Genomic DNA, 22,052 nt, shown 5'->3' on the forward strand with positions numbered 1-22,052 from the left:
CCGGGCTTTTCTTTGCCGGCGACGGGTCCGGGCAAGGCGCGGCGAATCGCGGCGAGAATACGCGCCCGGCCCCCGCGCATGCGAGGGCGTGTTTTTTTGCAGACCAGACCCGCAGTGACCCAAGCCCCGACCCGTTCCCCGGACACCCAGGCCCTCGACACCCTGACCGGCGGCGCCTTCACGGCACCGACCTCCGGCGAGCGCACCGCCCGCCTTCGCGAGTGGCTCCAGTCCCAACCCAGCCCCGAGCAGATGCAGGAGGTGTTCCGCGAACTCAGTGGCCGGGACAAGGGTGCCGCCCGGGTGGTGCGGGAGCGCCTCGACGAGATCAAGCGCAGCAAGGGCCAGGAGGTGATCGCCGCCGAGTGGGCGCAGAAGGCGCAGGCGATGCTGGACCAGCCGCGCGTGAACATCGCCGATGCGATGGCCTGGCAGCGCGACGCCGCCAAGGCCGGCGCGCCCCTGAGCCGCGAGCCGCTGGCGACGCTGCGAACGCAGATCGCCGACCGCATCAAGGGCATCGAGGACCTGCAGCACCGGGTCCAGGTGCAGCGCGAGGCGGCGGTGCTGCTCGCCCAGCGCATCGAGATCCTGTCGACCAAGTCGTGGCGCGACGCGCAGGCCGCCGCCGATGCCCTGCGCACCGACGTGCCCGAGTGGCAGACGCAGGCCGACGCGCTGGTGCAGGACCCGAACTGGGCCAGCGTCGACGCGCGGTTCCCGCCGCTGCTGGATGCCTCGCGCACCCAGCTGCAGGTGGTGTGGGACGCGTTCCAGAGCGCGCTCGCCCAGGCCGCTGCGGCCGATGCAGATGCCGCCGCGCCCCTGCCGCCCGTGCCCGTGTGGGCCGACGAGTTGCGCGCCGGCCGCGGCCTGCCGCCGGAAGCCCCGCCGAAACCGGCGAAGCCGAAGGCCGATCCCGAGCAGGCCGCCAAGGCCAACGAGGCGCTCGCCGCCGCGATCGCCAAGCTGGAACAGGAACTGGCGCAAGGCCACGGCAAGGCAAGCTCCGGCGCCGCCGCCGCGGTGCGCGCCGCGCTCAAGGACCACGGCAAGCAGGTCGACGAGAAGTTGTCCAACCAGGCGCACACGTTGCTCGCGTCGGCCGGTGAGCTGGAAGGCTGGCAGCGCTGGCGCGCCGACCAGCTGCGCCAGGAACTGGTCACCAAGGCCGAGGACCTGTTCGAGACCGTGCCGCCGGCCGAAGGCGCGCCCGAAGGCGAGGCGCCCGTGCGCAAGCCGCGTTACGGCGGCCGCAAGATGCAGGAGCAGCTGCGCGCCCTGCGCGAGCAGTGGAAGCAGGTCGACCAGGGTGGCCCGCCGAACCACGCGCTCTGGAAGCGCTTCGACCACGCGTGCAACGAGGCGCACAAGGTCGTCGAGGGGTGGCTGGACAAGGTCAAGGCCGAAGCCGCCGAACACCGCGCCACGCGCGAATCGCTGATCGAGGAAGTGACCGCCTGGGCGACCGCCAATGCCAATGTGCCGGTGCAGGACTGGAAGGCGTTCGCGCGCCAGGTGCATCAGTTCGAGGCGCGCTGGCGCGAGGCCGGGCACCTGAGCGAGAAGGCGTTCGCCGAGCTGCAGCCGCGCTGGAAGCAGGCGATCCAGGCCGCCGAGGCCCCGCTCTCGACCGCGCAGAAGGGCAGCCTCGAGCGCCGCCACGCGATGATCGAGGAAGCCAAGCTGCTGGGCGGCGCGCCGCAGCTGCGCATCGATGCCGTCAAGTCGCTGCAGCAGCGCTGGCAGGCCGAAGCGCAATCGGTGCCGCTCGACCGCCGCCAGGAACAGAAGCTGTGGGACGCGTTCCGCAAGCCGATCGACGAGGCCTTCCAGCGCAAGACGCAGGACCGTGAACGTGCGGCGTCCGCCCTGAGCGAGCGTGATCGCGCGGTGCTCGAGGCGTCGAAGGCGCTGGAAGCCGCCAACGCCAGCGGCGACGCGAACCGCATCCGCAACGCGATGACGGCGCTCGACGCAGCGCTGAAGGGCCAGGCGCAGGCGCGTGCCGACAAGGACCGAGCCGATGCGCAGGAGCAGGCACCGTCCGCGGCGCCTGCCGAAGCGGCTGCACCGGCGGACGCAACGGCGCCGGCGGAAGGAGCGAGCAGCGATGCAGCGCCGGCCGAAGGCGAGCCCGCCGCGCCGCCCGCGACGCCCAAGCCGACGCCGAAGCCCGTCATCGCCATGCGTGGCGACGATCGACCCGGCATGAAGAAGACCGAGCCCGCTGCGCCGATGCGCGGCGGCAAGTTCGGCGACCGCCGCGGTGCACCCGGTGCGGGTGCCCCGGGCCGGTTCGGCGACCGCGATCGTGGTGGCCGCGACGCGCGTGGCGGTGGCCGCTTCGGCGAGGAGGACCGCGGTCCGCGCCTGGGCGACGTCGCCTTCCGCGCGCAACGGGAGGCGCTGGAACACGCACAGGCCACGCTGCGCAAGCTGGCCGCGCAGGCCCACGGCGAAGCGCTCACGCAGCTGCTGGCCGCGTGGGAGCAGCGCTCGGCGGACCAGGTGCCCAGCCAGAGCGAACTCGGACGTTCCGTGACGCCCTCGGTGCGTGGCAACTGGGTCAAGGCCTTGCAGGCGACGCCGTCGGGCGATGCGTCCGAAGCGCTGCTGCGCCTGGAGATCGCGGCCGAAGCGCCGACGCCGGCGGACCAGATGACGGCACGCCGCGCGCTGCAACTGCAGCTGCTCACGCGCCGCAATGATCCGTCGCCGGTGCAGACCTGGGGCGACGACACGGCGCGCGTGCTCGCGACCGCGCACGACGCCGGCAAGGCCCGGCGCCTGCAGGCGGTGCTCAAGACGCTGATGCGCTAGGGCGGAAGAAGCCGTCGAACAGCGGCACGAGCCGCGGGAACTCCTGCGTGAACCGCTCGCGGTTCACGAAGTACGCCTCGCCGGCCACCGCGAAGAACTCGCCCGGGTTCTCCGCCCCATAGGGGTCGAGCCAGGTCGGCTCGCCGCCGAAGCGGTCGGCGATCACCACCTGCTCGCGGAACCGCTCGTGCTCCGCATGCAGCACCTCCAGCCACGCCTGCCGTTCCGCGCGGGGCAGGGGCGGGCAGCCGTCGGGCGCGCCGTCGCGCATGTCGATCTTGTGGATGAACTCGTGGATGACCACGTTGTAGCCGCTGTCGGCGCTCGCGCCCTGCACGTCGGCCCAGCTGAGCATCACGGGACCTTCGTCCATCGCTTCGCCAGCGAGCACTTCGTCCCATTCGTGCACGACGCCGGCTTCGTCCATGGTCTGCCGGCGCGCGACGACTTCGTCCGGGTGCACGACGATGCCGATGAAGTCCTCGTACCAGCGCAGGCCGAGGTGCAGCACGGGCAGCACCGCCTGCGCGGCGATCGACAGTGCCATCGCATCGGTGATGGCGAGGCCCTGCGCGCCGTGGAATTCCTTCTGCGCGAGGAAGCGCGCGGCCAGCGGGCGCAGCGCCGCAGCGTCGGCTGACTGCAGGAACGGGAAGTCGCGCAGCACCTGCGCCCACAGCGCGTCGGGGATGCCGGGCGGTTCGCGCCGGCGGCGCCACCAGCCGAACATGGCTCAGGCGCGGACCGGCACGCGCTGCGCGCCCTGTGCCGACAGCAACAGCACTTCGCCGCGAGGCGGCGAGGCGTCGAGATCCCAGTCGCTCAGGACGATGCGCGCGTGTTCGGCATCGAGCGCATGGTCGCCCGGTTTGTGCGTGTGGCCGTGCACCAGCGTGTCCGCCTGTGCGGCGCGCAGCCAGGCCAGCGCTTCGGGCGTGTCGACGTCCGCGTACGGGACGCCCGAGCGCTTCCGTGCCTCGCTCTGCGTGCGCAGCGACTGCGCGATGGCGAGCCGCCGCGCGAGCGGCTGGGCCAGGAACTGCGCCTGCCACTGCGAGTCACGCACCTGCTCGCGGAAGCGCAGGTACTCGACGTCGTCGAGGCACAGCGCGTCGCCGTGCGTCAGGAGCCACCGACGGCCCGCAAAGGCGAACATGGTCGGGTCCTGCAGCAGCTGCACGCCGGTTTCCCGCGCGAACGCGTCGCCCACGAGGAAGTCGCGGTTGCCGTGCAGGAGGAACACCGGCCGCGAGGCTGCCGCTTCGCGCAGCACCTGCGCGCAGTCCGCGGCGAATCCGGGCTGCGCCGTCCAGTCGTCACCGGGCCAGGCCTCGAACAGGTCGCCGAGGATGAACACCGCGTCCGCTTCGGGCTGCGCCATGAAGCGGCGCCAGGCCGCCAGCGTCGCGGGCTCGGAGGCCTGGAGGTGCAGGTCGGAGATCAGGGCGACGCGCCGCCATGCAGCAGGCGCGTCGAGGGTGGCGATGGGCGGCGGCGCCACCGCGGGCTTCAGAGCGCGACGGCCTTCTCGATCACGACGTCCTGCTGCGGCACGTCGTCATGGAAGCCCTTGCGCCCGGTCTTGACACCTTCGATGCGGTCGACGATCTCGGTGCCGCCGACCACCTTGCCGAACACGGCGTAGCCCCAGCCCTGGCCGTTCGGCGCGGTGTGGTTGAGGAAGCCGTTGTTGGCGACGTTGATGAAGAACTGCGCGGTGGCCGAATGCGGATCACCCGTGCGGGCCATCGCGACCGTGTACTTGTCGTTCTTCAGGCCGTTGCGGGCCTCGTTCTCGATCGGCGCGCCGGTCGCCTTCTGCTGCATGCCGGGCTGCATGCCGCCGCCCTGGACCATGAAGCCGGGAATGACGCGGTGGAAGATCGTGCCGTCGTAGTGGCCCTTGCGGACGTAGTCGAGGAAGTTGGCGACCGACTTGGGCGCCTTGGCTTCGTCGAGTTCGAGGGTGATGACGCCCTGGCCGGCGATGTGCAGTTCGACTTTGGGATTGCTCATTGGGAAGCTCACTTCACGAGGGTGGCCGATTCGATGACGATCGGCTGGAGGGGGACGTTGGCGTGTTCGCCCTTGGGGCCGGTGCGCACGGCCTTGATCTTGTCGACCACCTCCATGCCCGAGACGACCTTGCCGAACACGGCGTAGCCGGCGCTGCCTTCGCGCGGGCCGAGCCGCGCGGAGTTGTCGACGACGTTGATGAAGAACTGCCCGGTGGCCGAGTTGGGATCGGGCGTGCGGGCCATCGCGATGGTGCCGCGCGCGTTGGGCAGGTCCTTGCGGATCTCCAGCGGGATCGGCGGCCGCGTGGGCTTCTCCCACAGGTCCTTGCTGTAGCCGCCGCCCTGGACCATGAAGCCGTTGATGACGCGGTGGAAGATCGTGCCGTCGTAGCGCTTCTCGCGCACGTAGGTCAGGAAGTTCTCGGCCGTCTTGGGCGCCTTGTCGGGATACACCTCGACGACGATGTCGCCCATGCTGGTGGCGAGCTTGACGCGCGGCGCGTCCGCGGCATGGGCGAACGCGGCGGCACCGCACAGCAGCAGGGCCGCGGCGGCGCGGCGGGAGACGAGGGCCATCAACCGATCACTCCTTCGAAGAAGATCTTCCAGTGCGAGCCCTGCCGCACCCAGTACTGCCGGCGCACGGGGCCGGTGCGCGCACCCGCGGGCACCTCGCCGAAGGTTACCACCATGGTGTCGGCCGAATCGGTCCAGCGCAGGTACGACAGGTCCTTCAGCTCGACGCTGCGGCCGCGCAGGCGCTCGAGCTCGGTGCGCAGTTGCGGCACCGACTGCGCGAGCGTCTTTCCGTTGGCGGAGAAGTCCGGCGTGTAGAAGGCCAGTGTCTTGTCCACGTCGCCGCTCTTGCGCGCTGCGCGCCATGCGGCCAGCGTGTCGGCGAACGAGCGCGCATCGCCCTGCAGCGCGGAAGGCGCCACCCAGCGCAGCGACGGCGCGATGACGACCGGCGTGCTGCGGACCTCGACCGTCCGGATCACGCGTTCCAGGTCCGGGTTGGCGAGCACGACGCAGCCATCGGTCGCCTTCGGGGCGCGCGAGTACAGGTTGGGCGGCGTGCCGTGCAGCCAGATGCCGCCGCCGGTCTTGCCGCGCCGCAGGTCGTACGGATTGGGGTAGTTGATCGGCAGCGCGCCCGAGCCGTAGAAGTCCTTCAGCGAGCGCGGGTCGAGGTTGCTGGTGACGTAGTACACGCCCAGCGGCGTGCGCAGGTCGCCTTCGGCGTTCTTGTCGATGCCCAGCCGGCCCACCGAGATGTAGTAGTCGGCGACCAGCTTGAGGCCCGCTTCCGAGTTCTCGAACAGGTACAGGCGCGCACGCGACGTGTCGACGGCGATCGCGTGCTTGCTGCTGGGCGACAGTTGCAGGAACTGCGAGGGCACGGCGCCGGCGGGCGGACGCTCGCGCAACGCACGGATGCGCAACTGCGATTCCTCGCGCAATTCGGCCAGGGCCTGCGCGCCGTTGGCGGCGATGCCGTCCGGCATGTCGCCGGGTTGGCGCAGCGGCCGCACCTGCGCCATCAGCAGGTCGCCGTACACGAGCTGCGCCAGCCCGAACGTCGGGTGGTCCTTCACGAGCGCTTCGGCGCGCGCGAGCGCTTGCCGGCCGTTGCCGGCGCCGATCAGGCGGTAGACCTCGATGAGGCGCGCTTCCGTCTCGCCATCGCGCGCGACCTGCTTGGCCGGCGTGCTCGCTGCGCGCGCCTTGTGCCGCGGCCCGGCTTGCGAAGGCAGCACGGCCATCGCCACGCACGCGAGCGCCGCCAGCGCGAAGGCGCGGCCCCGGAGGCGCTGGAGAAGGGAACGAGGCTGGGACACTGCTAGGCCTGCGCCCGGACCGCCGGCGGCGGCGGCGGGGCTCAGGCTCCGGTGGACTCGCGCACGATCATCCAGCGGCCGTCGACCTTGTGCAGCTCGAGGGTCTTGCGGCTGGAGACGTTCAGCGCGTCGGCACTGTAGGCCTGCTTGAACTTCGCCGTCGCCTTGTCGCCGTGGACGTTCACGGCGATGTCGGACAGCTTCACGGTGATGCGCGACTTGCCGACGATGCGGCTCTTGCGCTCTTCCTCCCAGGCCTTGCGCGATTGCTTGCCGGGCGGATCGAAGTCCTTGCCGTACGCGCCCAGGTAGGCCGCCATGTCCTTCGACGACCACGCGGTGGCCCAGGCCTGCACGGCGGCCTCGACCTCGCGGCCCGGGTTGCCGGCGGCAGCGGCTTGCGGCGCGGGGGCGGCCGGTGCGGCGGCGGCGGCGGGGGCAGGGGCCTTCGCGGTAGGCGCCGGCGCAGGCGCGGCGGTCGGAGCGGGCGCGGGTGCGGCGGGAGGCGCGGGCGCCTTGGCAACCGTGGTCGGCGCCGCAGCCGGGGCCGGGGCGGGCGCCGCGGCCTGCGGGCGCGCACCGCGCTGGCCGGGCGAGAACAGTTCGCGGATCAGCGCCAGCTTCGGCGGCACCGCGGTGTTGGCGCCATCGAGCTGCAGAGCCTTGCTGTAAGCCTGGCTCGCGAGCTTGGCGTACACGTCGCCCAGGTTCTCGTGCGCGGTGGAGTAGCTGGGGTTGGTGCGGATCGCCATTTCGAGCGCCGCGCGCGCCTTGTCGAACTGGCTCTGGCCGGCGTACAGCACGGCCAGGTTGTTGTACGGCTCCGGCAGCTCGGGGTAGTCCTCGGTGAGCTTCACGAAGGTGTTGATCGCGTCCTGCGTCTTGCCCTGCTCGGTCAGCAGCACGCCCTTGATGAAGCGCATCTGCGGGTCGCGCGGCTTGGCCGCCAGGAACTGGTCCACCTTGGCCATCGCCTCGGCCTGCTTGCCCTGGCGCAGCAGTTGCGTGACGTCGCCGTAGTCGTCCGCGAAAGCAAACGCGGGCGAGGCCAACGCGGCGGCGACGGCGAGCATGCGCAGGGCGCGGGGGAGGGAGCGGCGGGTCGTCGGCATGGGCGGCCTCGGGTGTGCGCGGCGTGCGCGACACGGGTGTTAGACTGCCGCGCATTGTAGCCGGGCACCTCGACAACAAGCGGCCGCCCACTGGACAAGAACAGCCCGTTTCACGAGAGCGGCGCGCCCCACACGGACCCCATGAGCCTGCGCATCTACAACACGCTGACGCGTGCCCTGGAGGACTTCGTCCCCCTCGAGCCCGGACGCGTGCGGATGTACGTCTGCGGGGTCACCGTCTACGACCGCCCGCACATCGGCAACATGCGGTCCGCCGTGGCGTTCGACGTCGTGCGGCGCTGGCTCGCCGCCAGCGGCCTGCAGGTCGAGTTCGTCCGCAACATCACCGACATCGACGACAAGATGATCCGCCGCGCCGTCGACAACGGCGAGACCGTGCGCGCGCTGGCCGAGCGCATGACGGCGCTGATGTACGCCGACTACGACGCGCTCGACATCCAGCGTCCGACGCACGACCCCCGCGCCACCGACTACATCGGTGCGATGGTCGACATCGTGCGGTTGCTGGAGGACAAGGGACTGGCGTACCGCGCGGCCAACGGCGACGTGAACTTCTCCGTGCGCCGGCTGCCGGGCTACGGCAAGCTCTCCGGGAAGTCGCTCGACCAGCTGCGCGCCGGCGAGCGCGTGGCGGTCGCCGAGGACAAGCAGGACCCGCTGGACTTCGTGCTGTGGAAGTCCGCCAAGCCCAGCGAGCCGGCCGACGCCAAGTGGGACAGCCCGTACGGCAGCGGCCGCCCGGGGTGGCACATCGAATGCTCCGCGATGGCGCGCAGCCTGCTGGGCCAGCCGATCGACATCCACGGCGGCGGCACCGACCTCGTCTTCCCGCACCACGAGAACGAGATCGCGCAGAGCGAAGGCGCCTACGGCACGCCGCTGGCGCGCTACTGGCTGCACAACGGCTTCCTCAACATCGACGGCGAGAAGATGTCCAAGTCGCTGGGCAACTTCTTCTCGCTGCCCGAGGTGCTGGCGCGCTACGACGCGCAGACGGTGCGCTTCTTCCTCGTGCGCGGCCACTACCGCAGCGAACTGGGCTGGAGCGACAAGCACCTGGACGACGCGCGCGGCGCGCTCCGCCGCCTGTACACCGCGCTGGACGCGGTGCCGCCGGCCGACGTCGCGATCGACTGGTCCAACCCGCATGCGGCGCGCTTCAAGGCGGCGATGGACAACGACTTCGGCACCCCCGACGCGGTGGCCGTGCTGTTCGAGCTCGCCGCCGAAGCCAATCGCTCGCGCTCGGCGCAGCAGGCTGGCCTGCTCAAGGCGCTGGGCGGCACGCTCGGCCTGCTGCAGGGCGACCCGAAGGCTTGGCTGCGCGGCGGCTCGACGCTGGACGAAGCGGAGATCCAGCGCCAGATCGACGCACGCGCCGCGGCCAAGGCTGCGCGTGACTTCGCCGAAGCGGATCGCATCCGCAAGGACCTGCTCGACAAGGGCATCGTGCTGAAGGACTCGCCGACGGGCACCACGTGGGAGAGCGCGTGAGCGATACCACGGGATCCCCGGTCGAATTCGCGCGCCCGGAGTACTGGCCCGAAGCCTGCAAGCACCTGGCCCGCAAGGACCGCGTGATGAAGCGCCTGATCCCGCAGTTCGGCGACGCCTGCCTGCAGTCGCGTGGCGACGCGTTCACGACGCTGGCGCGCAGCATCGTCGGCCAGCAGATCTCGGTGAAGGCGGCGCAGAGCGTCTGGGACAAGTTCGCCCGGCTGCCGCGCAAGATGACGCCGGGCAACGTGCTCAAGCTCAAGGTCGACGACATGCGCGGCGCGGGCCTGTCCGCGCGCAAGATCGAGTACCTGGTCGACCTGGCGCTGCATTTCGATTCCGGTGCGATCCACGTGGACGCCTGGAAGGGGATGGGCGACGAGGAGATCATCGCCGAGCTGGTGGGCATCCGCGGCATCGGCCGCTGGACCGCCGAGATGTTCCTCATCTTCTACCTGATGCGGCCCAACGTGCTGCCGCTGGACGACGTGGGTCTCATCACCGGCATCAGCAGGAACTACTTCTCCGGCGACCCCGTCAGCCGCAGCGAGGCGCGCGAGGTGGCCCAGGCGTGGCAACCGTATTGCAGCGTGGCCACTTGGTATATTTGGCGGTCGCTCGACCCGCTGCCCGTCGCCTACTGACGGGCCCACAAGAGGAACGAGGAGTCCCCACCTTGGCGAAGAAAACTTTCCTGGATTTCGAGCAGCCCATCGCCGAGCTCGAAACCAAGATCGACGAACTGCGCTACGTCCAGACCGAGTCCGCCGTCGACATCTCCGAGGAGATCGACCAGCTCTCCAAGAAGAGCCAGCAGCTGACCAAGGACATCTACGCGCAGCTCACCCCGTGGCAGATCACCAAGATCGCGCGCCACCCCGAACGTCCGTACACGCTGGACTACGTCAACGAAATCTTCACGGACTTCGTGGAACTGCACGGCGACCGGCATTTCGCGGACGACCAGTCCATCGTCGGCGGCCTGGCGCGCTTCAACGGCAGCGCCTGCATGGTGCTGGGGCACCAGAAGGGCCGTGACACCAAGGAGCGCGCCGCGCGCAACTTCGGCATGAGCCGTCCCGAGGGCTACCGCAAGGCCCTGCGGCTGATGAAGACGGCCGAGAAGTTCAAGCTGCCGGTGTTCACCTTCGTTGACACGCCCGGCGCCTATCCCGGCATCGACGCCGAGGAGCGCGGCCAGTCCGAAGCCATCGGCCGCAACATCTTCGAGATGGCGCAGCTGGAAGTGCCCATCATCACCACGATCATCGGCGAGGGCGGCTCCGGCGGCGCGCTGGCGATCGCGGTGGCCGACCAGGTGCTGATGCTGCAGTACTCGGTCTATTCGGTGATCAGCCCGGAAGGCTGCGCGTCCATCCTCTGGAAGACGTCGGAGAAGGCGCAGGACGCCGCCGACGCGATGGGCATCACGGCGCACCGCCTGAAGGCGCTGGGCCTGGTCGACAAGATCGTCAATGAGCCGGTGGGTGGCGCGCACCGCGACACCAGGCAGATGGCCGCTTTCCTCAAGCGCGCGCTGGGCGATGCCTGGCGCCAGGTCGCCGACCTGAAGACGCGCGAACTGCTGGACCGCCGCTACGAGCGGCTCCAGAGCTACGGCCGCTTCTCCGACACCAAGGCCGACGCGCGCTGAGCGCGCGCGTCGCGCCGCTCACTGGTCGTCGTCGCCGTAGACCAGTTCCACTTCTACCGGCTGCGCCTCGCGGATTGGCTTGAAGCGCCAGTTCGACACCGCGTGCACCGACGCGGAGTTGAGGCGCCGGTCGCTCGTCTGCACGACCTGCACGTCGCCCGTCGTGCCGTCGGGCTTCACCGAGAACGCCACCATCACCTTGCCCTGCGGCTGCTCGCGGCGCAGCGCCGCGCTCAGGATCGGCGCGTCCTGCTGGATCGGCACCAGCTCGATCGGCGGCGGCGGCTCGGGTGCCTTCGGCGCGGGCGGTGCGCTGGGCTTGGCCACGCTGACCTGTTCCGCCTTCGGTGGCTCCGACGGCGCGGGTGAGGGTGCGACCGCGGCTTGCACGGGCGCGGGCGCCGGCGGCGGCGCCGTGACGGCCACCGGGGCCAAAGAGGGTGCAGGAGCCCCGACCACCGCCGGCGCCGGTGACGGTTCCGGTGCGGCGCGCTTGGGCGCGGGCACGGCGCGCCGCGGTGCGTCGGCGCTCTGCAGGATCATCCGGAAGGGACTCAGGGCCTGCCGGCGCGCCGCCTCGCTGGGTGCGCCGTCGGCGGCGCCCGCCGGTTGCGCGTGCGCCGACATCGCATGGAGCGCCAGCACGCCGGCGCCGAAGCAGACCTTCCAGGCGGACAAGCCGCCCACGTCTTGGCTCATACGGACTCCGTCGTTCGAGTTGTTCGGATGGCCGATGAGTCTAGACGCCGCGGCCCGCCTTGCTGCTTAGGAGAATCTCGCACCGCCGTCGTGATAATCGACCACATGTCGACTCCGCCGCGCCTCCTGTCGGCCTGTGCTCCGGCGCGGCCTCTCGGCGTCGCGCTGAGTGGGGGTGCCGACTCGGTCGCGATGCTCGTCACGGCCGCGCGCCTGTGGCCCGGCGAAGTGCACGCGCTGCACGTGAACCACGGCCTGCAGGCGGCGGCATCCACGTTCGAGCGGCATTGCACGGAGACCTGCGCTTCACTGGGCATCCCGCTGCACGTCGCGCGGCCGGATGCGACGGGCGAAGCGGGGGACAGTCCCGAAGACGCGGCACGTCGCGCGCGGTACGCGGCGCTGGCGCAGCTCGCACGCAATGCGGGCCTGCGCTGCGTGCTGCTCGCGCAGCATGCCGACGACCAGGTCGAGACCTTGCTGCTCGCGCTGTCGCGCGGTGCGGGGTTGCCGGGCCTCGCGGCGATGCCCGCGCGTTTCGAGCGCCACGGCGCCGTGTTCCTGCGTCCCTGGCTGGACCTGTCCGGCGCCGAGATCCGCGCGTGGCTGCGCGACGAGGGAGTCGCGCACGTCGAGGACCCGACGAACGCCGACACGCGCTTCACGCGCAACCGCATCCGCCACGAGGTGCTGCCCGCGCTGGAGCGTGCGTTCCCGCAGTGGCGCGTGACGTTCGCGCGCTCGGCCCGTCACGCCGCGCAGGCGCAGGCACTGCTCGACGAGATGGCCAGCGCCGATCTCGCCACGATGGAAGGCGCGCCCGTCATCGACACGCTGCGCGGCTGGCCACGCGCGCGCCAGGCCAACGTGCTGCGCCACTGGCTGCGCAGCGTGCATGGGGCGACGCCGAGCGCCGCGCAACTCGAGGAACTGCTCGACCAGGTACACGCGTGCACGACGCGCGGCCATCGCCTGCACCTGCGCGTGGCCAACGGCTTCGTGCAGCGCGCGGGCGCGCGGCTCGCGTGGACCCCCTCGGTATAATCCCTAGGCTGCGTGCAGTGCCCCGCCGCCGGCGGGCCGAGCCTGTTCCCCCGCACCGCGCACATCCCCAATCCTCGATCCCATGGCATTGATCGTTCACAAGTACGGCGGCACGTCGATGGGCTCGACCGAGCGCATCCGCAACGTCGCGAAGCGTGTCGCCAAGTGGGCGCGCGCCGGCCACCAGATGGTGGTGGTGCCCAGCGCGATGAGCGGCGAGACGAACCGCCTCCTCGGCCTGGCCAAGGAACTCGCGCCACCGAAGCAGTCCGATGCGTACCTGCGCGAGCTGGACATGCTCGCGTCCACCGGCGAGCAGGTGTCCGTCGGCCTGCTGTCGATCGCGCTGCAGGCCGAGGGCCTGGAGGCGGTGAGCTATGCGGGCTGGCAGGTGCCGATCCTGACCAACAGCGCGTACACCAAGGCCCGCATCGAATCGATCGACGACGCGCGCGTGCGCAAGGACCTGGCCGCCGGCAAGGTGGTGGTCATCACCGGCTTCCAGGGCATCGATGACGACGGCCACATCACGACCTTGGGCCGCGGCGGCAGCGACACGTCGGCCGTCGCCGTGGCCGCGGCGCTGAAGGCCGCCGAGTGCCTGATCTACACGGACGTCGACGGCGTCTACACGACCGACCCGCGCGTCGTGCCCGAGGCGCGGCGCCTGCACACGGTGAGCTTCGAGGAGATGCTGGAGATGGCGTCCATGGGCTCCAAGGTGCTGCAGATCCGCAGCGTGGAGTTCGCCGGCAAGTACCGCGTGCCGCTGCGGGTGCTGTCCAGCTTCACCCCCTGGGACATCCCGATCGACGAGGAAGCCAGGTCCGGCACGTTGATCACATTCGAGGAAGACGAACAGATGGAACAAGCCGTCGTTTCCGGCATCGCCTTCAACCGTGACGAGGCGAAGGTGTCGATCCTGGGCGTGCCCGACAAGCCCGGCATCGCGTACAACATCCTGGGCGCGGTGGCGGAGGCCAACATCGAGGTCGACGTCATCATCCAGAACATCTCGAAGGACGGGAAGACCGACTTCAGCTTCACCGTGCACCGCAACGACTACGCGCGCACCGTGGACCTGCTCAAGTCGAAGGTCGCTCCCGCGCTGGGCACCGACCGCATCGAGGGCGACACGCGCATCTGCAAGGTGTCCATCGTCGGCATCGGCATGCGCAGCCACGTCGGCATCGCCGCCAAGATGTTCCGCGCGCTGAGCGAGGAGGGCATCAACATCCAGATGATCTCCACCAGCGAGATCAAGACCTCGGTCGTCATCGACGAGAAGTACATGGAGCTCGCCGTCCGCGCGCTGCACCGCGCCTTCGACCTGGACCAGGGCGGCGCCGCGAAGTGAACGGCAGCGCTTGCCGCAAAAGGGCTACCCGCCGCGGCACTGCCGAGTGAATGCTTGGGGCATAATCCCCTCGCTGGAGACGTGACCGAGAGGCCGAAGGTGCTCCCCTGCTAAGGGAGTATGCGGTGTAGAGCCGCATCGAGGGTTCGAATCCCTCCGTCTCCGCCAGCAAACCAAGAAGGCCCGCCATCGGCGGGCCTTCGCTTTTGCTGGCCAGAGCGGAGGGATGAGAACCCGAGGCAGAGGGTTTGCTCGCCCCAGCGCGACGGCGCGCAGGCGGACGTGCGAAGCACGGTCCCGAAGGGACGCGAGCACTTGCGAGCGCAATCCCTCCGTCTCCGCCGCCGGCCGCAGGACGGCATCTCGGCGCCCGAAAAGCAAAAGGCCGCCCGAAGGCGGCCCTCTTCGCCCGGGCGAGTGCCTACGCGGCAGCTTTCGCGGCAATCCGCGCCTGCGCCTGCACCACCATCTGCATCACCTTCGGGCTCGCGCTCGCCGTCCGCTGCACGCTCGGCGGCAGCTGCAGGCCGTACGAAGCGGCGGTCACCGCGAGGATCACCGGCACGCGCTGGAGCATGGAGCTGGTCTTGGATTCGTTCATTCTTCGAGTCCTCCTGAACTGCTGGAAGCCCGCCAGTATCGCCAGCATCCGAGGCTCGTCCGTGTTCCATGGCTGGGTTGGACACGACAAATGGATCGAGCCCGACGGCAGCGTCGGACCCGTCCGACGGCTCAGCCCTTGTCGTCGTCGAGCGATGCGCTCCAGCGATCGCCCCAGCCGCGCTGGGCGGCCTCGAGATCGCGTCGCCCGCGCTTGGTCGGTCGGCCATGCTCGATCGACAGCGCTGGTTCGCGCGCCAGCCGCCGCTGCTCGGCGGCCTTCTCGCGCCCGGCCAGGCTCTCGGCCGTCTCCTCGTACAGCTGCTGGGCCACGGGCGCCGGGCCGCGCACGTTGGAGATGCCGCGGACGACCACCGTGCGCGAGACCGAGTCGCGCCGCATCGACACCGTGTCGCCGACCTTCACTTCGCGCGCGGGCTTGGCCTCCTGGCCATTGACCTGCACGCGGCCCTTGTCGATCTCCTCCGCCGCCAGCGAGCGCGTCTTGTAGAAGCGCGCGCTCCAGAGCCACTTGTCGATTCGCAATCGGTCCATCGGCCCCTATTGTGCGAGCGGCAGGCGCGCCGTGGCATCGAGTCCGGCGACATGGCCACCCGATTCGCGGTTGGTGAGCTCGATGCTGCCGCCGAGCGCGGCCACGATCTCGCGGCAGATCGCCAGCCCCAGCCCTGAGCCCGACCGCACGTCTGCCGTCGCGAACGGCTGGAACAGCCGCTCGCGCAAAGCCGCGCTGATGCCGGGTCCCTCGTCGGACACGGTCAGCGCGCACCAGCGGCCGTCGGCGACGAGCCGCACGGCGAGCCGGCCGCCGCGCGGCCCATGGCGCACCGCGTTGTGCAGCAGGTTGCGCGCGAGCTCGGCCAGCATCCACTCGTGCGCACGCACCGGCGCCGGCTGGGCGTCCAGCTCGAAGTCGAGGTCGCGCTCGGCCACCAGCGGGGAGACGTCCACCGCCACGCTGCGCACGACGTCGGCGAAGTCATGCACCTCGGCCGACGACTGCTGCCGCAGCTGCTCGACCTTGGCCAGCGACAGCATCTGGTTGGCCAGCAGCGTGGCGCGGTCCACGGTCGCGTGGATCTCGGCCATGGCCTCGGCGGGCGGTACGTCGCCGCGCTGCGCCGACTGCACCTGCGCCTTGAGCACGGCCAGCGGCGTGCGCAGCTGGTGCGCCGCGTCGCGCACGAAGCGCTTCTGGTGCTCGAGCAACTGGTCGAGGCGGGCCATGACCGCATTGGTGGCGTCCACCAGCGGCGCCAGCTCGCGCGGCGCCCCGGCCGCTTCGATCGGCGTGAGATCGCCCTCGGGGCGGTCGCGCAGCTGCGCCGACAGGCCACGCACCGGCCGCGTCGCGCGCTGGACCACGAACACCACGACCAGCGCGATGACGGCGACCAGCAGCGCCTGCCGCCACAAGGTGTCGAACAGGATGCGGCGTGCGGCCGCCCGGCGCAGTTCGAGCGTCTCGGCGACCTGCACGACGGCCATGCCGAGACCGCGCTGGCTGGCCACGGGCTGCAACAGCACCGCGACGCGCACGTCGGCACCGCGGAAGCGGTCGTCGTAGAAGTCGACCAGCGCCGCATAGGGCGGCCGCGCCGGGATCTCGCCGCGCCAGAAGGGCAGGTCGCCGAAGCCCGACACCAGCTCGCCGTGCAACGAGGAGACGCGGTAGAACATCTTCGTGGCGTTGTCGGACTCGTACGTGTCCAGCGCCGCGTACGGCACGGTGGCACGCAGGCGCGCGTCGCGGTCGTAGCCCTCGACGTCGAGCTGCTCGCCGATCTCCTTGGCGGACGCGAGCAGCGTGCGGTCGTACGCCGTGTTCAGCGCCCGCAGCGCGGTGCCGTAGAGGCCGATGCCGTTGACGGCGATGAGCGCGACCACCGGGCCGAGGATGCCCAGCAGCAGGTAGCGCCGCAGCGACACGGCCTTCATGCGGCCTTGATCAGGTAGCCCAGGCCACGCAGCGTCATCAGCGTCGTGCCGGTGCCGGCGAGCTTCTTGCGCAGCCGGTAGACGACCACCTCGATCGCCTCGTACTGCACGTCGCGCTCGCCCGGGAACACCAGCTCGAACAGGCGCTCCTTGGTCACCGCCTGTCCCGGGCGCGCCATGAGCGCCTGCAGCAGCGCGAGTTCGCGCGGCGTCAGCTCGAGCACGCGGGTGCCGTCGTACGCCGCGCCGCTCGCGCGATCGACGCGCAGGGTGCCAAGCACGGGGTCGGCAGCCGACTCGCCGGCCGGCGTGGCGCGGCGGCGCCCCAGCGCACGCACCCGCGCCTCGAGCTCGTCGAGGTCGAAGGGCTTGGGCAGGTAGTCGTCCGCGCCTGCATTGAGGCCCAGCACGCGGTCGCCGACGGTTCCGCGCGCGGTGAGCAGGAGGACGGGGGTGGCGAGCCCCGCGGCGCGGCCGGCCTGCAGCACGTCGAGCCCATCGAGGCGCGGCAGGCTGAGATCCAGCACGAGCACATCCGGCGGCGCGGCCTTCCATCGCGCGAGGGCCTGCTCGCCGTCGGCGCAGGCGTCCACCACCAGCCCGCGCCGGCCGAGCGTGCGCTCGAGCGTCGCGCGCAGGGAAGGATCGTCCTCGACGAGCAGCAGGCGCATGGGAGGCCGCCAGCGTAGCGGATGGGCACGCTCCGTACTTTCCCCAGTGCGCCGGACAGCGGTTTGACAGGCGCGCGGCGCATCATCCGCCGCACTTGCAGACCAAGGAGACGTTCATGCGCCGAGACACCTTCCTCAAGAGCCTGGGGGCCCTCGCGGCCATCGGGGCACTGCCGCTGCACGCGCGCGCCGCGGCGGCGGTCAAGATGATGATTCCCGCGAACCCCGGCGGTGGCTGGGACACCACCGGCCGCGCGCTCGGCAAGGCGCTGCAGGAAGCCAAGGTCGCCGACAGCGTGACCTACGAGAACAAGGGCGGCGCCGCCGGCGCGCTGGGCCTGGCGCAGTTCGTGAACAGTGCCAAGGGCGACCCGAACGCGCTGATGGTGATGGGCGCGGTGATGCTGGGCGGCATCATCACCGGCAAGCCGCCGGTGAACCTGTCGCAGGCCACGCCGATCGCGCGGCTGACCAGTGAATACAACGTGTTCGTGCTGCCGGCCAACTCGCCGTTCAAGACGATGGCGGACGTCGTCGCGCAGCTGAAGAAGGATCCCGGCAGCGTGAAGTGGGGCGGCGGCTCGCGCGGCTCCACCGAGCACATCGCCGCGGCCATGATCGCGCAGAAGGTCGGCGTCGACCCGGCGAAGATCAACTACGTCGCCTTCCGCGGCGGCGGCGAGGCCACAGCGGCCATCCTGGGCGGCAACGTCACGGTCGGCGGCAGCGGCTTCTCGGAGTTCGCCGAGTACATCAAGGCCGGCAAGATGAAGCCGATCGCCGTGACCTCGGCCAAGCGCCTCAATGACGTGCCCACGCTGAAGGAGCAGGGCATCGACGTCGAGATCGGCAACTGGCGCGGCGTCTACGGCGGGCCCGGCATCACCGACGCGCAGAAGAAGGCGCTGACGGACATGGTGCTGGCCGCGCTCAAGACCAAGTCCTGGCACGAGTCGCTCGAGAAGAACGACTGGACCGCGGCCGAGATGTCCGGTCCCGACTTCGCCAAGTTCGTGGACGCCGAGTTCGCCAGCCTGCGCGAGGTCATGACCAAGGCCGGCATGGTCTGACGCGCCGCGCGTCCGCAGTCCCGCCCGGCGTCGCCGGGCGTTTTCTTGCCCGAGGAGAGCCGCGATGGCCGAGTCCGCCCCCGTTTCGCCCCGCACGCCGCAAACCATCGTCGGCACCGGCATCGTGCTCGTCGGCCTCGCCCTCGGCGTCGGCGCGCTGTCGATCCCCTCGGCCGCGGGCTACGGCGGCGTGGGGCCCAACTTCCTGCCCTGGCTGGTGGCCGGCGTGCTCGCGTTGTGCGGCGTGCTGATCGTGCGCGAGGCACTCACGGGCGGCTTCCGCAACATGGAGCCGCCGTCCGGCGCCCACGCGGCGTGGTGGCCCGGCCTCGTGTGGGTCACGGCGGGCATGCTCGCCAACGCGGCGCTGATCACCACCATCGGCTTCATCCTCAGCTGCGCGCTGTGCTACCTGCTGGCGGTGCAGGGGCTGCGCCGTGCGGGCGGGCAGGCCGCCGGGTCGCCGCGCATCCTCGCCATCGACGTGGGAAGCGGCATCGCGATCGCAGCCCCCGTGTACTGGATGTTCACGCAACTGCTGGCCATCAACCTGCCGGGGCTCACCGGCACCGGCTGGATCTGAGGAGCGCGCGATGCTGGACATCTTCAATGCACTGTTGCACGGCTTCGCCGTCGCCATCACGCCCGCCAACCTGCTGTGGGCGCTGATCGGCTGCATCCTGGGCACCGCCGTCGGCGTGCTGCCCGGCATCGGCCCCGCCGTGGCGGTCGCGATGCTGCTGCCGATCACCGCCAAGGTCGACATCACCTCCTCGATGATCTTCTTCGCCGGCATCTACTACGGCGCGATGTATGGCGGCTCGACCACCTCGATCCTGCTGAACACGCCGGGCGAGACCGCGTCGATGGTCACCGCGATGGAAGGCAACCGCATGGCCAAGAGCGGGCGCGCCGGCGCTGCACTGGCGACGGCGGCGATCGGGTCCTTCGTCGCCGGCACGATCGCCACGATCATCGTCACCCTGTTCGCGCCCTTCGTCGCCGACTTCGCGGTGAAGCTCGGGCCGCCCGAATATTTCCTGCTGATGGTGCTGGCGTTCACCACCGTGAGCGCGGTGCTGGGCCAGAGCACGCTGCGCGGCATGACGTCGCTGTTCATCGGCCTCGCCGTGGGCCTCGTGGGCCTCGACCAGATCTCCGGCCAGGCGCGCTACACGCTGGGCGTGCCCGAGCTGCTCGACGGCATCGAGATCGTGCTGGTGGCCGTGGGCCTGTTCGCGGTCGCCGAGGTGCTGTACGCCGCGCTTTACGAAGGCCGCAGCGTCGAGACGCAGAACGCGATGAGCCGCGTGACGATGACGGCGCGCGACTGGAAGCGCTCCATCCCCGCCTGGCTGCGCGGCACGGCCATCGGCACGCCCTTCGGTTGCATCCCCGCCGGTGGCACCGAGATCCCGACGTTCCTCAGCTACGCGGTCGAGAAGAAGCTGGCCAAGGGCGAGGACCAGGCCGAGTTCGGCGGCAAGGGCGCGATCGAAGGCGTCGCGGGTCCCGAGGCCGCGAACAACGCGACGGTCACCGCCGCCATGATCCCGCTGCTCACGCTGGGGCTGCCGACGTCCAACACCACGGCCATCCTGCTGGGCGCGTTCCAGAACTACGGCATCCAGCCCGGACCGCAGCTGTTCACCACGTCCGCCGCGCTCGTGTGGGCACTGATCGCTTCGCTGTACATCGGCAACGTGATGCTGCTGGTCCTCAACCTGCCGCTGGTGAAGGTGTGGGTGCAGCTGCTGAAGATCCCCAAGCCGCAGCTGTACGCCGGCATCCTGATCTTCGCCACCGTCGGTGCGTACGGCATGCGCCAGAGCGCGTTCGACCTCGTGCTGCTGTGGGGCATCGGCCTGGTGGGCGTGGTGATGCGCCGCTTCGACTTCCCGACCGCGCCGGTGGTGGTCGGCATGATCCTCGGCCCGCTCGCCGAAGCGCAACTGCGCAATGCGGTGTCGATCGGGGAGGGCAGCGGCATGGTGTTCCTGCAGCGGCCGATGTCGATTTCGCTGCTGGCCGTCATCGTGGCCGTGCTCGTGCTGCCACGCGTCGCCCGGCACTTCAGCGCCAGCCGCGCGCACGCCGCCGCCTGAGCCCGCCCCCCACGCGGGGGCTACCATCGCGCCATGCCGCGCGACGACAGCCTGCCCCGCGACGGCCAGCGCATCCTGGAGCTGGCCGCCCGTTCGATGTTCGACCTGTTCGCCAACGCCAGCGAGGGCATGCTGCTGGTGGACCGCGAAGGCACCGTGGTCTGGATCAACGAGCAGTACAAGCGCTTCCTGCCCGCGCTGGGCTACCCGCGCGTCGAAGACTTCGTCGGCCATCCGGTGGCCGAGGTCGTGCACAACACGCAGATGGACCGCGTGATCCGCACCGGCAAGCCGATCCTGATCGACCTGCTGTCCAACAAGGCGGGCACCTTCGTGGTCAGCCGCATCCCGCTGCGCGACGAGGCCGGGCAGGTGCTGGGCGCGCTGGGCATCGTGCTGTTCGACCATCCCGAGACCACGCTGCAGCCGCTGATCCAGAAGTTCGCGCACCTGCAGCGCGACCTCGACGATGCGCGCCGCGAACTCGCCAGCCAGCGCCGCACCAAGTACACGCTCGCCAGCTTCATCGGCTCCAGTCCGGCGGCGGTGGAAGTCAAGCGCCAGGCGCGGCGAGCCGCGCTGTCGTCCAGCCCGGTGCTGCTGCTGGGCGAAACGGGCACCGGCAAGGAACTGCTCGCGCATGCGATCCACGCCGCTTCGCCGCGCGCGGCCGGCCCGCTGGTCAGCATCAACATCGCCGCCGTGCCCGACACGCTGCTCGAGGCCGAGTTCTTCGGCGTCGCGCCGGGCGCGTTCACGGGCGCGGACCGCAAGGGCCGCGACGGCAAGTTCAAGCTCGCCGACGGCGGCACGCTGTTCCTGGACGAGATCGGCGACATGCCGCCGTCCCTGCAACCCAAGCTGCTGCGCGCGCTGCAGGAAGGCGAAATCGAGCCGCTCGGCTCCAACCGCGTGGTGCCGTTTGATGCACGCGTGATCGTGGCCACCTCGCGCGACCTCGGCCAGCTGGTGCGCGAGGGCAAGTTCCGCGAAGACCTGTACTACCGCCTGAACGTGCTGCCGATCCGCGTGCCGGCGCTGCGCGAGCGGCGCGAGGACATCCCCGCGCTGGTCGAGGTGCTGGGCGAGGACATGGCGCTGCGCAACGGCGTGCCGCCGCCCGAACTCACGCCCGAGGCAATGGCGCTTCTGTCGGCACAGGCCTGGCGCGGCAACATCCGCGAACTGCGCAACGTGCTCGAACAGGCCGCGATGCGCAGCGACAGCCATCGCATCGCCGCGTCGCACCTGGAGGACGTGCTGCGCGACGCCGGCGTGCAACGCATCGCGCCGGATGCGACCCAGCGTGCGGCGTTCCCCCGCGGGGAGCGATTGCGTCCGCTGGCGGAGCAGGTCGCCGAGGTCGAGCGCGCCGCGATCGAGGCCGCGATGACCGCGACGGGGGGCAACAAGCTCGCGGCGGCGAAGCTCCTGGGCATCTCGCGCGCGAAGCTGTACGAACGCCTGGGCGACGTGCAAGCTGCCTGAAATCTGGACAGAACGTCTGGAGATCAGACACAATCCTTGCCTGAAGTTCAGGCATATCGCGCGGACCGCATCCGGGAAAGCCTTCAAAAACAAGCA

At 70.7% G+C, this 22,052-nt stretch carries 21 protein-coding genes and 1 tRNA gene; 11 read left to right on the top strand and 11 right to left on the bottom strand.

Annotation, left to right across the window (positions count from 1 at the left end):
- Positions 1-78 precede the first annotated feature (78 nt).
- Complete coding sequence (locus I8E28_RS10135; protein ID WP_200787884.1) at positions 79-2,823, top strand: DUF349 domain-containing protein; 2,745 nt, start codon at positions 79-81, stop codon at positions 2,821-2,823.
- Here the strand turns inward: I8E28_RS10135 and I8E28_RS10140 are convergent.
- The 6 genes from I8E28_RS10140 to I8E28_RS10165 are packed head-to-tail and all read right to left on the bottom strand — an operon-like array spanning position 2,804 to position 7,791.
- Positions 2,804-3,553, bottom strand: a complete 750-nt coding sequence (locus I8E28_RS10140) for a M90 family metallopeptidase (protein WP_200787885.1) — start codon at positions 3,551-3,553, stop codon at positions 2,804-2,806. The two genes, I8E28_RS10135 and I8E28_RS10140, sit on opposite strands and share 20 nt — an antisense overlap.
- A 3-nt stretch (positions 3,554-3,556) precedes the next feature.
- Positions 3,557-4,324, bottom strand: coding sequence for a UDP-2,3-diacylglucosamine diphosphatase (locus I8E28_RS10145; RefSeq protein ID WP_338050762.1), 768 nt, complete (start codon positions 4,322-4,324; stop codon positions 3,557-3,559).
- An 8-nt stretch (positions 4,325-4,332) separates the two neighbouring features.
- Positions 4,333-4,839 carry a peptidylprolyl isomerase gene (locus I8E28_RS10150; RefSeq protein ID WP_200787886.1) on the bottom strand — a complete coding sequence of 169 codons (507 nt, stop codon included), beginning with the start codon at positions 4,837-4,839 and terminating at the stop codon, positions 4,333-4,335.
- A gap of 8 nt (positions 4,840-4,847) precedes the next feature.
- The gene (locus I8E28_RS10155) at positions 4,848-5,417 is read right to left on the bottom strand and encodes a peptidylprolyl isomerase (protein ID WP_200787888.1); all 570 of its coding nucleotides are present in this window, start codon (positions 5,415-5,417) and stop codon (positions 4,848-4,850) included.
- A complete protein-coding gene (locus tag I8E28_RS10160; RefSeq protein ID WP_338050763.1) occupies positions 5,417-6,679 on the bottom strand; it encodes a L,D-transpeptidase family protein in 1,263 nt (420 codons plus the stop codon). The genes I8E28_RS10155 and I8E28_RS10160 overlap by 1 nt, the downstream gene beginning before the upstream one ends.
- 41 nt (positions 6,680-6,720) lie before the next feature.
- Positions 6,721-7,791 carry a YybH family protein gene (locus I8E28_RS10165; protein ID WP_200787889.1) on the bottom strand — a complete coding sequence of 357 codons (1,071 nt, stop codon included), beginning with the start codon at positions 7,789-7,791 and terminating at the stop codon, positions 6,721-6,723.
- 141 nt (positions 7,792-7,932) lie between these two features.
- Here I8E28_RS10165 and cysS point away from each other — a divergent pair, with 141 nt between their 5' ends.
- Genes cysS through I8E28_RS10180 form a run of 3 tightly spaced genes read left to right on the top strand, consistent with a single transcriptional unit; the run spans position 7,933 to position 10,963 of the window.
- Entirely contained in the window at positions 7,933-9,306 is a 1,374-nt protein-coding gene (gene cysS / locus I8E28_RS10170) for a cysteine--tRNA ligase (protein WP_200787890.1), read from the top strand.
- Positions 9,303-9,953 (top strand): DNA-3-methyladenine glycosylase family protein, encoded by a 651-nt coding sequence (locus tag I8E28_RS10175; RefSeq protein WP_338050764.1) that lies wholly within the window; start codon positions 9,303-9,305, stop codon positions 9,951-9,953. The genes cysS and I8E28_RS10175 overlap by 4 nt, the downstream gene beginning before the upstream one ends.
- A gap of 32 nt (positions 9,954-9,985) precedes the next feature.
- Positions 9,986-10,963 (top strand): acetyl-CoA carboxylase carboxyltransferase subunit alpha, encoded by a 978-nt coding sequence (locus I8E28_RS10180; RefSeq protein ID WP_200787892.1) that lies wholly within the window; start codon positions 9,986-9,988, stop codon positions 10,961-10,963.
- 18 nt (positions 10,964-10,981) lie between these two features.
- Here I8E28_RS10180 and I8E28_RS20865 read toward each other — a convergent pair whose 3' ends face one another.
- Positions 10,982-11,662: a TonB family protein gene (locus I8E28_RS20865; protein ID WP_200787893.1), complete on the bottom strand. Its 681-nt coding sequence runs from the start codon at positions 11,660-11,662 to the stop codon at positions 10,982-10,984.
- Positions 11,663-11,767: 105 nt separating this feature from the next.
- Between I8E28_RS20865 and tilS the strand changes: the two genes are divergently transcribed.
- The 3 genes from tilS (at position 11,768) to I8E28_RS10200 (ending at position 14,231) form a co-directional block, all read left to right on the top strand.
- Complete coding sequence (gene tilS / locus I8E28_RS10190) at positions 11,768-12,706, top strand: tRNA lysidine(34) synthetase TilS (protein WP_200787895.1); 939 nt, start codon at positions 11,768-11,770, stop codon at positions 12,704-12,706.
- Positions 12,707-12,788: 82 nt separating this feature from the next.
- The gene (locus I8E28_RS10195; protein WP_200787897.1) at positions 12,789-14,063 is read left to right on the top strand and encodes an aspartate kinase; all 1,275 of its coding nucleotides are present in this window, start codon (positions 12,789-12,791) and stop codon (positions 14,061-14,063) included.
- Between the two features lie 75 nt (positions 14,064-14,138).
- Positions 14,139-14,231, top strand: a tRNA-Ser gene (locus I8E28_RS10200).
- Positions 14,232-14,484: 253 nt separating this feature from the next.
- Here I8E28_RS10200 and I8E28_RS10205 read toward each other — a convergent pair.
- The 4 genes from I8E28_RS10205 to I8E28_RS10220 all read right to left on the bottom strand — a co-directional run bounded on the left by I8E28_RS10205 (position 14,485) and on the right by I8E28_RS10220 (position 17,293).
- Positions 14,485-14,664, bottom strand: a complete 180-nt coding sequence (locus I8E28_RS10205) for a hypothetical protein (RefSeq protein WP_200787898.1) — start codon at positions 14,662-14,664, stop codon at positions 14,485-14,487.
- 131 nt (positions 14,665-14,795) lie between these two features.
- Positions 14,796-15,218, bottom strand: a complete 423-nt coding sequence (locus I8E28_RS10210) for an RNA-binding S4 domain-containing protein (RefSeq protein WP_200787899.1) — start codon at positions 15,216-15,218, stop codon at positions 14,796-14,798.
- 6 nt (positions 15,219-15,224) lie between these two features.
- Entirely contained in the window at positions 15,225-16,622 is a 1,398-nt protein-coding gene (locus I8E28_RS10215) for a sensor histidine kinase (protein WP_200787901.1), read from the bottom strand.
- Complete coding sequence (locus tag I8E28_RS10220) at positions 16,619-17,293, bottom strand: response regulator transcription factor (protein WP_200787903.1); 675 nt, start codon at positions 17,291-17,293, stop codon at positions 16,619-16,621. Before I8E28_RS10220 ends, I8E28_RS10215 begins: the two co-directional genes overlap by 4 nt.
- A gap of 116 nt (positions 17,294-17,409) precedes the next feature.
- On the opposite strand from I8E28_RS10220, the gene I8E28_RS10225 reads away from it, so the two are divergent.
- The 4 genes from I8E28_RS10225 to I8E28_RS10240 all read left to right on the top strand — a co-directional run bounded on the left by I8E28_RS10225 (position 17,410) and on the right by I8E28_RS10240 (position 21,956).
- Positions 17,410-18,363, top strand: a complete 954-nt coding sequence (locus I8E28_RS10225; RefSeq protein ID WP_200787905.1) for a Bug family tripartite tricarboxylate transporter substrate binding protein — start codon at positions 17,410-17,412, stop codon at positions 18,361-18,363.
- Between the two features lie 64 nt (positions 18,364-18,427).
- Positions 18,428-18,946, top strand: coding sequence for a tripartite tricarboxylate transporter TctB family protein (locus I8E28_RS10230; RefSeq protein ID WP_200787907.1), 519 nt, complete (start codon positions 18,428-18,430; stop codon positions 18,944-18,946).
- A gap of 13 nt (positions 18,947-18,959) precedes the next feature.
- Entirely contained in the window at positions 18,960-20,468 is a 1,509-nt protein-coding gene (locus I8E28_RS10235; RefSeq protein ID WP_200790361.1) for a tripartite tricarboxylate transporter permease, read from the top strand.
- Positions 20,469-20,501: 33 nt separating this feature from the next.
- Entirely contained in the window at positions 20,502-21,956 is a 1,455-nt protein-coding gene (locus I8E28_RS10240) for a sigma-54 interaction domain-containing protein (protein WP_200787909.1), read from the top strand.
- Positions 21,957-22,052 lie beyond the last annotated feature (96 nt).

It is taken from the genome of Ramlibacter algicola (assembly GCF_016641735.1).
GTDB lineage: Bacteria > Pseudomonadota > Gammaproteobacteria > Burkholderiales > Burkholderiaceae_C > Ramlibacter > Ramlibacter algicola.